The sequence below is a fragment of the Lachnoclostridium sp. genome, assembly GCF_031997925.1.
GTDB lineage: Bacteria > Bacillota > Clostridia > Lachnospirales > Lachnospiraceae > Lachnoclostridium.
In genome coordinates this window covers 1-8533 of sequence record NZ_DAMADT010000023.1, presented here as the reverse complement: position 1 = coordinate 8533, position 8533 = coordinate 1, and the positions used below count along the sequence as shown (strand labels likewise).

8 protein-coding genes are annotated in these 8533 nt (G+C 36.0%); all 8 read left to right on the top strand.

What is annotated here, in order from left to right; genetic code table 11:
- Positions 1-634 (top strand): 23S rRNA (adenine(2503)-C(2))-methyltransferase RlmN (rlmN, locus tag RTP52_RS14090; RefSeq protein ID WP_312372078.1); only part of this gene is annotated, 634 nt, incomplete at its 5' end.
- Complete coding sequence (locus tag RTP52_RS14085; protein ID WP_312106189.1) at positions 635-1360, top strand: Stp1/IreP family PP2C-type Ser/Thr phosphatase; 726 nt, start codon at positions 635-637, stop codon at positions 1358-1360.
- Between the two features lie 119 nt (positions 1361-1479).
- Positions 1480-3627, top strand: a complete 2148-nt coding sequence (pknB, locus tag RTP52_RS14080; RefSeq protein ID WP_312106188.1) for a Stk1 family PASTA domain-containing Ser/Thr kinase — start codon at positions 1480-1482, stop codon at positions 3625-3627.
- Between the two features lie 92 nt (positions 3628-3719).
- Entirely contained in the window at positions 3720-4595 is an 876-nt protein-coding gene (rsgA, locus tag RTP52_RS14075; protein WP_312372077.1) for a ribosome small subunit-dependent GTPase A, read from the top strand.
- Between the two features lie 116 nt (positions 4596-4711).
- On the top strand, positions 4712-5374 hold the full coding sequence (gene rpe, locus RTP52_RS14070) for a ribulose-phosphate 3-epimerase (RefSeq protein ID WP_312106186.1): 663 nt from the start codon (positions 4712-4714) through the stop codon (positions 5372-5374).
- 140 nt (positions 5375-5514) lie between these two features.
- Positions 5515-6177 carry a thiamine diphosphokinase gene (locus RTP52_RS14065; RefSeq protein WP_312372076.1) on the top strand — a complete coding sequence of 221 codons (663 nt, stop codon included), beginning with the start codon at positions 5515-5517 and terminating at the stop codon, positions 6175-6177.
- A gap of 105 nt (positions 6178-6282) precedes the next feature.
- Positions 6283-7380, top strand: coding sequence for a redox-regulated ATPase YchF (gene ychF, locus RTP52_RS14060; RefSeq protein ID WP_312372148.1), 1098 nt, complete (start codon positions 6283-6285; stop codon positions 7378-7380).
- An 18-nt stretch (positions 7381-7398) separates the two neighbouring features.
- A complete protein-coding gene (gene lgt, locus RTP52_RS14055) occupies positions 7399-8316 on the top strand; it encodes a prolipoprotein diacylglyceryl transferase (RefSeq protein WP_312372075.1) in 918 nt (305 codons plus the stop codon).
- The last annotated feature ends 217 nt before the right edge of the window (positions 8317-8533 follow it).

Genomic DNA, 8533 nt, shown 5'->3' with positions numbered 1-8533 from the left:
GATACAAAGACTTTCCGGAGAGAGAGTAAGCAATATTGTAATTATGGGAACTGGTGAGCCAATGGATAATTACGATAATTTCGTTAAGTTTATTCGTATGATTTCTTCTTCGGATGGTTTGAATATTTCTCAAAGAAATATAACGGTTTCTACTTGTGGTATCGTTCCTAAGATGAGGGCTTTAGCAGAAGAGGGACTTGCAATCACGTTGGCATTATCGTTACATGCTCCAAATGATGAAGAAAGAGCGAAAATAATGCCGGTTGCAAATAGTTATCAGTTACAGGATGTATTAAGTGCGTGTGATTATTATTACGAAAAAACAGGTCGGCGAATCAGTTATGAGTACAGTCTCGTAGATGGTGTAAATGATACCGCAGCTTGTGCCAAAGAGCTATCAAGGCTTTTAAAAGGTAAAAATTGTCATGTAAATCTTATACCTGTGAATCCTATAAAAGAGAGAGATTACAAGCGTTCCACGGGTAATAACATACAAAATTTCAAAAATATACTTGAAAAAAACAGAATTAATGTTACTATTAGAAGAGAAATGGGCTCAGATATTAACGCAGCTTGTGGACAATTGAGAAAGAGCTACACGGATAAGACAATGGTACAGGAGGTGAATCAATAGGTGAACACATATTCTATAACAGACATTGGTCTAAAAAGAGAGAATAACCAAGATTATGTCTATTGTAATGAGTGTTCGGTTGGAGCACTTCCAAACCTGTTTATTGTAGCTGATGGTATGGGTGGACATAACGCCGGTGATTTTGCTTCTCGTTATTGTGTGGAAGAAATGGTGAAACTCATAGGGGAAAGTGAAGAGAAGACTGTAATTGGTATGTTGGATTCTGCAGTTGCTAAAACCAATGAGTTACTATTAAAGCAAGCTAGAGAGCAAACTGGTTTCGAAGGAATGGGAACTACGTTAGTTCTAGCAACAATCATGGATCAATTAATGTACGTAGCAAACATTGGAGACAGCAGGTTATACTTAATTAATGATACAATGAAGCAGATTACGGAAGACCATTCCTTAGTTGAGGAAATGGTAAAGACGGGTGAGATAAAACGAAGTGAAGCTAGATTCCATCCAAAGAAAAATGTTATTACGAGAGCGGTGGGAGCAAGCCTTACTGTCGTACCAGATTATTTTGAAGTTAGTGTAAAATCTAGGGATATCATTCTATTGTGTTCTGATGGACTGTCTAATATGCTCGAGGATGAAGAAATCCTTGCGATTATTAGAAATAATGAAGATGATCTAGAAGCATCGGGGAGAGAATTAGTGAAGAGAGCGAATGAAAATGGTGGAAAAGATAATATTGCTATCATTTTGGTTCGTCTTGATTAAGCACATAGGAAAATGCATTGAGGGATTTAGTTATAAGGAGAGAAGAGAGGCATTTTTACATAAGCTTGTTTGTTTCAGCAGACATTTTTGTGTAGCCGGAAAGGTAAAAGGTATATAAAATGATTAAACCTGGAATGTTTATCAGTGACAGATATGAAATTGTAGACAGAGTTGGTTCTGGAGGAATGGCGGATGTTTACAAAGCAAAATGTCATCGGTTAAATCGATATGTAGCAATTAAAATATTGAAACCGGAATATTCAAGCGATAAGAATTTTGTAACGAAATTCCGTGGAGAAGCTCAATCTGTAGCGGGCTTATCCCATCCGAACATAGTAAATGTCTATGATGTAGGTGATGACGATGGATTATATTATATCGTTATGGAGCTTGTGGAAGGAATTACGTTAAAGAAATTTATTGAACGTAAAGGAAAGTTAGAAGTAAAAGAGGCAGTCGGTATTGCGATTCAGATCGCGCAGGGTATGGAAGCTGCTCATGACAATCACATTATTCATAGGGATATCAAACCACAGAATATCATTATATCAAGAGATGGTAAAGTAAAAGTAACTGACTTTGGTATAGCAAAGGCTGCATCTACGAATACTGTTACTCAGAACGCGATTGGTTCTGTTCATTATTTATCTCCAGAACAGGCTAGAGGCGGATACAGTGATGAGAGAAGTGATATCTATTCTCTTGGTGTAACAATGTATGAAATGTTAAGTGGTGAAGTACCATTTGCAGGAGACAATACAGTATCCGTTGCACTTCTTCATATTCAAGGAGAGGCTACCCCTCTTCGCGAGTTAAATCCAGATGTGCCGGTAAGTGTTGAGAAAATTGTACAAAAATGTATGCAGAAGAAGCCAGAGAGAAGATATTTATCTGCTTCTGAATTAATTAGTGATTTAAAACGCTCTATCATTAATAAAGATGGAGATTATGTGGTGATTAATAATGGTGTAGTTAGTGATTCTCCTACCATCAGTTTATCAGATGATGAGATGAATCATATTAAAAGTGCTGCTAAAACACCAGTAACATTTATTGATAATAATGCAAAGGATAAGGGAACGAAAAAAGTTTCCAAAGAGGAAGAAGAGGAACTTGATTCCGTTGACTCAAAAATGGAGAAAGTACTGATTATCTCCATGATTGCGGCAGCTGTTTTGGTTGGTTGTACGGTATTATTTATTGTAGCTCGTTTCTTTAATATATTTGATTGGGGCAAGGGAGGTAAGGATACGGATATTACTCCAGTACCAACCATTACGGTAACTGTTTCACCAGAACCAACAGAAGAGCCAATAGTTGATATTGTAAAAGTTCCAAAAGTAGTTGGTCTTGATAGAGACACAGCAATCAATACTCTTCAGCTTGCATCTCCTTTATTTACGATTAAATTGGCAGATGAAAAAGAATACTCGGATGAGTATGAAGAAGGCTTGGTTATGAAGCAAAATTATCCTGATGGTACTGAGATTCCATCGAATTCAACAATTATCTTAACCATCAGTGCTGGCGCTGAACCTATTGAATTACCAGATGTTTACAATCGAAGCTACGAACAAGCAAAGAAACAATTAGAAGACTTAGATTTTAAAGTAGAACGTAAAGATGAAGCTAGTAGTGAGATAGGTGCTGAATTCGTTATCCGTACAATTCCGGAAAGAGCGACAGACCCTAAGAATCCAGTCATCTTAAAGAAAGGTTCTACGGTTACTTTAGTAGTAAGTACTGGACCTGATGTAAGTGCGTTAAAAAAGGTACCAAACCTACTTGGTAAAACGGAAGAACAGGCAAAACAAGAATTATTAGCAGCAGGTCTTCAAAAAGGAGCAGTTTCCTATATTCCAAGTTCTGAATATGCAAAGGGAACCGTATGCTTCCAGAATACAACAGCAGGAGAATTAGTATCAGCAGATACTAAAATTGATATCTCTATTAGCACTGGTGTTGAAAGTACACCAATTCCTGATGTTTCAAATCCTGAAGAATATAACTATATTGGAAAAGTCACTATTACAGAAAATCCATTTGAAGAAGGCGAATCTGGTGATGTATATTTAGAGCTTGAGCAAGATGGAGAAGTAATGCAGGTTATGTCTGAATACTTGTCATATGACGATTTTCCAAAAGCGTTTAAAAATATTAAAGTGGAAGGTATACGAGAAGGTGATGGTATCGTAAGAATGTACATTAACGATGTACCATACAGCGATTCTTCTTGGAGTGTACACCTAAAACCGGAGAAAAAGTAAAACTTTGTTTCAATAAAAAGATAAGTACCTGCGTTATTCTCGTCATAAACTTAAGATACGCAGAAAGTATGCGCTGGAATGAGGAAAAATTAATGATTGGTAAAATAATCAGAGGTATTGCAGGTTTTTATTACGTTTATATTGAAGGTTTCGGAGAATACGAATGCAAAGCAAAAGGTATTTTCCGAAACCGGAAAATAAAACCTCTTGTCGGTGACGATGTCGAGGTTGAGATTCTTGATAAAGATTTAAAAACAGGAAATATTGTTGATATCTTAGAACGGAAAAGTGAGTTAATACGTCCGGCAGTTGCAAATATTGATCAGGCTATGATAATATTTGCAGTATCAGATCCGGCACCGAATTATAACTTGCTTGACCGTTTTTTGGTCATGATGGAACAACAAGGGATTAAGACGATTATCTGCTTTAATAAAATGGACAAGGCAGAGGAAGAAGAAAGAAAAAAAATTGAAGAAGTTTATCGAAACACAGGATATCAAATTCTTTTCACGAATGCATTAGCAGGTAATATTGAGGAAGTAAAGGCTGTTCTTAGAGGAAAATCAACAGCACTTGCTGGTCCTTCTGGTGTAGGAAAATCATCTCTAACGAATCGACTTCAATCAAAAGTGTCCATGCAGACAGGACAGATATCAGAAAAAATTAAACGTGGTAAGCATACCACGAGACATTCTGAGCTGATTTATATGGAGGGACATACCTATTTATTAGATACTCCAGGATTTAGCTCACTTTATTTAAAAGACATTGAGAAAGAAGATTTACAAACCTTTTATCCAGAGTTTGATCATTATTTAGATCAATGCCGTTTTATTGGCTGTGCGCATATCAATGAGCCGGATTGTGCGGTTAAAGAAGCACTTAATGAAGGCAAGATAAGCGAAGGCAGATATGAAAACTATAAGTTATTATACGAAGAATTAAAAAATCAAAAAAAATATTAATTTAGTAAATAGGCATAATGTGAAGAGAATTTCTAAGGTCCTAGAAGACGCTATTTAAGAAATTCTAAACTTTCACACAGATAAATACGCATGAATAACAGAAAAGAGGAAAAAATATGTATCATTTATCACCCTCAATCCTAGCGGCAGATTTTAGTGCTTTAGGGGAGAATATTAAAAAAGCAGAGGAAGCAGGAGCAACTTATCTGCATTTGGATGTTATGGATGGGAGTTTTGTCCCTAGCATTTCTTTTGGTATGCCGGTGATAACTTCTCTTCGTGATAAATCTTCCATGGTATTTGATGTGCACTTAATGATTGAAGAGCCAATACGTTATATTGAGGATTTTGCAAAAGCAGGTGCTGACATTATTACAGTACATGCTGAGAGCTGCAAACATCTTCATCGTACAGTGACTGCAGTGAAGGAACTTGGAAAGAAGGTTGGTGTTGCATTAAATCCAAGCACACCATTATCCGTCCTTGATTATATCTTACCAGAACTTGATATGGTGTTAATCATGTCAGTTAATCCAGGTTTTGGAGGTCAGAAATTTATCCCATTAACACTTCAAAAATTAAGAGACCTAAAGAAGATGGCGAAAGATTTAAACGTTACTATTGACATTGAGGTAGATGGTGGAGTAACCTTAGAAAATGTGTCGGAAATCATGGAGGCTGGTGCGAATGTATTAGTTGCTGGAACCTCTGTTTTCCGTGGTGATATAGAAAAGAATGTAGAAGGTTTTCTTAATGTATTTGAGTCCAATCAGAAATAGGTAATGTCGATTTATTATGTGTAAACCTATGAGTAATGAAAGGTTCAGTTTTCATCAAACAATAGGCGAAACCATCAACATGGAGTTAGATACACGAAACTTTGTGCCTGAGGCTCAAAGTTTGCAGGCTAGGGAAAGGCATGATTAATAATATGAAAGCTCTCATTATTGCAGGAGGAGATTTTTCACCTGAAGTTGCGATGAAAACTTTAGAAGAAGATTCTTTTGACCGGATTATAGCAATTGATAACGGACTATCTTATCTTCATGACCTTAAGATAACTCCGACCCATATCGTAGGTGATTTTGATACGGTCTCTAAGGAGTTGCTAAAGGAGTATCTTGAGGATTCTAAAGTTAAGATAGTAACTTTATGCCCTGAAAAGGATGCAACTGATACAGAAGTTGCGGTAGATTTAGCGATAGAAGAAGGTTGTAAGAGTATTTTCATTCTAGGAGCAACAGGAGGTCGCTTTGATCATACACTTGGGAATCTTCATATGCTATATAAACTATTATGTCAGGGGATTAGGGCATATTTATTAGATAAGAATAATAAAATATACCTAATAAAGGAAAGTATTACGCTTCTTGCGAATCAAGTGAAAGCAACTTATGTTTCCTTACTTCCTTTTACGGAAGAAGTCACAGAATTAACACTTCTTGGGTTTAAGTACCCACTTACTAATTTTCGCTTAACTCAAGGGACTAGTATCGGTATCAGTAATGAAATCATAGAGGCGAAGGCACAGATTTTATTTAATAAAGGAGTCCTTATTGTAGTTGAGTCAAAAGATACTTAAAAGAATCGAAAATACTATTTATTCACGACAAGAAAGTTTGCAAAGCAATTTATTCTTCTTGAATAAATTTTACAAGAAAAACAAATGAAAGGTATAGGTAATAAAATGAAACTTGGTATTGTTGGTTTACCAAACGTAGGGAAAAGTACATTATTTAATTCTTTAACAAAGGCAGGAGCAGAATCTGCAAATTATCCATTCTGTACGATTGACCCTAACATAGGTATCGTTCCAGTTCCGGATCAGCGTCTTAAAGTTCTATCCGATTTATATAATTCTGAAAAGGTTATACCAGCTGCGATTGAGTTTGTTGATATTGCAGGTTTAGTAAAAGGTGCATCAAAGGGCGAGGGACTTGGAAATCAGTTCTTATCGAATATTCGTGAAGTAGATGCTATTGTACATGTTGTTCGTTGCTTTGAAGATAGCAATATTATTCATGTGGATGGTTCCGTCGATCCGTTACGTGATATCGAAACTATTAATTTAGAATTAATTTTCTCTGATATTGAAATTTTAGAGAGAAGAAACAGTAAGGTAGTAAAAGGTGCTAAAAATGATAAGATGTTATCAAAAGAAGCGGAATTGTTAACAAGATTAAAAGCACATCTTGAGGACGGAAAATTAGCAAAAGGATTTGAGACAGAGGATGAAGAAGAATTAGAAATGCTTTCCTCCTATAATTTATTAACCTATAAACCGGTAATTTATGCTGCGAATGTAAAAGACGATGAACTTGCAGATGATGCAAAGGATAATCAATTTGTTGGGCAGGTACGTGAGTTTGCAAAAAAGGAAAACTCAGAAGTTTTTGTTATTTGTGCGCAGATCGAACAAGAAATCGCAGAGCTTGATGATGATGAAAAGAAAATGTTCTTAGAAGAACTTGGATTAACTGAGTCTGGTTTGGAGAAACTAATTCGTGCAAGTTATCATATCTTAGGATTGATTAGCTATCTAACCGCAGGTCCAAAAGAAACCAGAGCATGGACTATTACAAAAGGAATGAAAGCGCCTCAGGCAGCTGGAAAAATTCATACTGATTTTGAACGTGGATTTATTCGTGCAGAGATTGTAAGCTATGATAACTTAGTGGAATGTGGCAGTTATAATTCTGCTAAGGAGAAAGGATTAGTTCGTTCTGAAGGCAAGGAATATGTAGTTCAGGATGGAGATGTGGTATTATTCCGTTTCAATGTATAAAGAAAGTGGTGACAATCGTTGCAAAAATCGGACATACTGTTTCAAAAATTAGGGATAGAATTTCATAATCTAGGAACAGGAATCAAAATATTTGGTATTGATATTGCTTTTTATGGGATTGTAATTGCACTTGGCATGGTGCTTGGTGTTTTGCTTGCACAATGGCAAGCGAAGAGAACTGGACAAAATCCCGAAACTTACCTTGATTTTGCTCTCTATGCAATCATCATATCTGTCATAGGAGCAAGGCTTTATTATGTAGCTTTTAGCTGGTCTGATTATAAAGATAATCCCTTAAGTATTCTCGATATCCGTAGTGGTGGTTTAGCGATTTATGGCGGTGTCATTGCCGGTGCGCTAACTGGAATCGTATATTGTAAGATAAAAAAGATAAACTTTGGATTATTGGCAGATACCAGTATCTTTGGTTTATTATTAGGCCAAATTATCGGACGCTGGGGGAATTTCTTTAACCGCGAAGCGTTTGGAATGTATTATGATGGGTTGTTATCTATGCAATTAAACTTAAAACATGTTGATGGAGATTATACAAGGTCACTACAAAGTTTAACCGCACGATATGCAGACAAACCTGAGGCATTAAAACGTATCATAGAAATTAGAGAAAATACCAAGTGGATTGATGGTGCTGAATATATTTCAGTTCATCCAACGTTCTTATATGAATCGGTATGGAACCTGTGTCTATTAATTTTTCTTATTTTCTACTCAAAGCATAAAAAGTTTGATGGAGAACTTGTAACAATATATTTGATAGGATATGGACTTGGTCGCTTTTGGATAGAAGGGTTACGTACCGATCAATTGTTCTTATGGGGTTCCCCACTTGCAGTTTCACAGCTTCTTTCTGGTGCATTAGTAGTTATAGCGGGTGCATTCCTTTTAATAAGAAGAGTACGTTTGAAGAAATCGTAGTATGAAAGGGAAAGTGTAATTTACAATTACGCTTAAGAATGACGTGAGTAATATTACCTAAAGTAGTAAGGAATTCAGAAGTTCTTAAGAAAAGCGTAAGCTTATGTTCGAATCTTAAGGCTAGATATAGTTATAAAGTGATAGAATCGATGTTATTTTATCAACATATAGTATAACTCAAAAAGTGGCGGAAACACTGGAAAATAGGGTGTTTCCG

Bases quoted from the DNA above. Each gene is read 5' to 3' on its own strand.
- ychF (WP_312372148.1), top strand. From the start codon at position 6,283: ATGAAACTTGGTATTGTTGGTTTACCAAACGTAGGGAAAAGTACATTA.
- rsgA (WP_312372077.1), top strand. From the start codon at position 3,720: ATGATTGGTAAAATAATCAGAGGTATTGCAGGTTTTTATTACGTTTAT.
- RTP52_RS14065 (WP_312372076.1), top strand. From the start codon at position 5,515: ATGATTAATAATATGAAAGCTCTCATTATTGCAGGAGGAGATTTTTCA.
- pknB (WP_312106188.1), top strand. From the start codon at position 1,480: ATGATTAAACCTGGAATGTTTATCAGTGACAGATATGAAATTGTAGAC.
- rpe (WP_312106186.1), top strand. From the start codon at position 4,712: ATGTATCATTTATCACCCTCAATCCTAGCGGCAGATTTTAGTGCTTTA.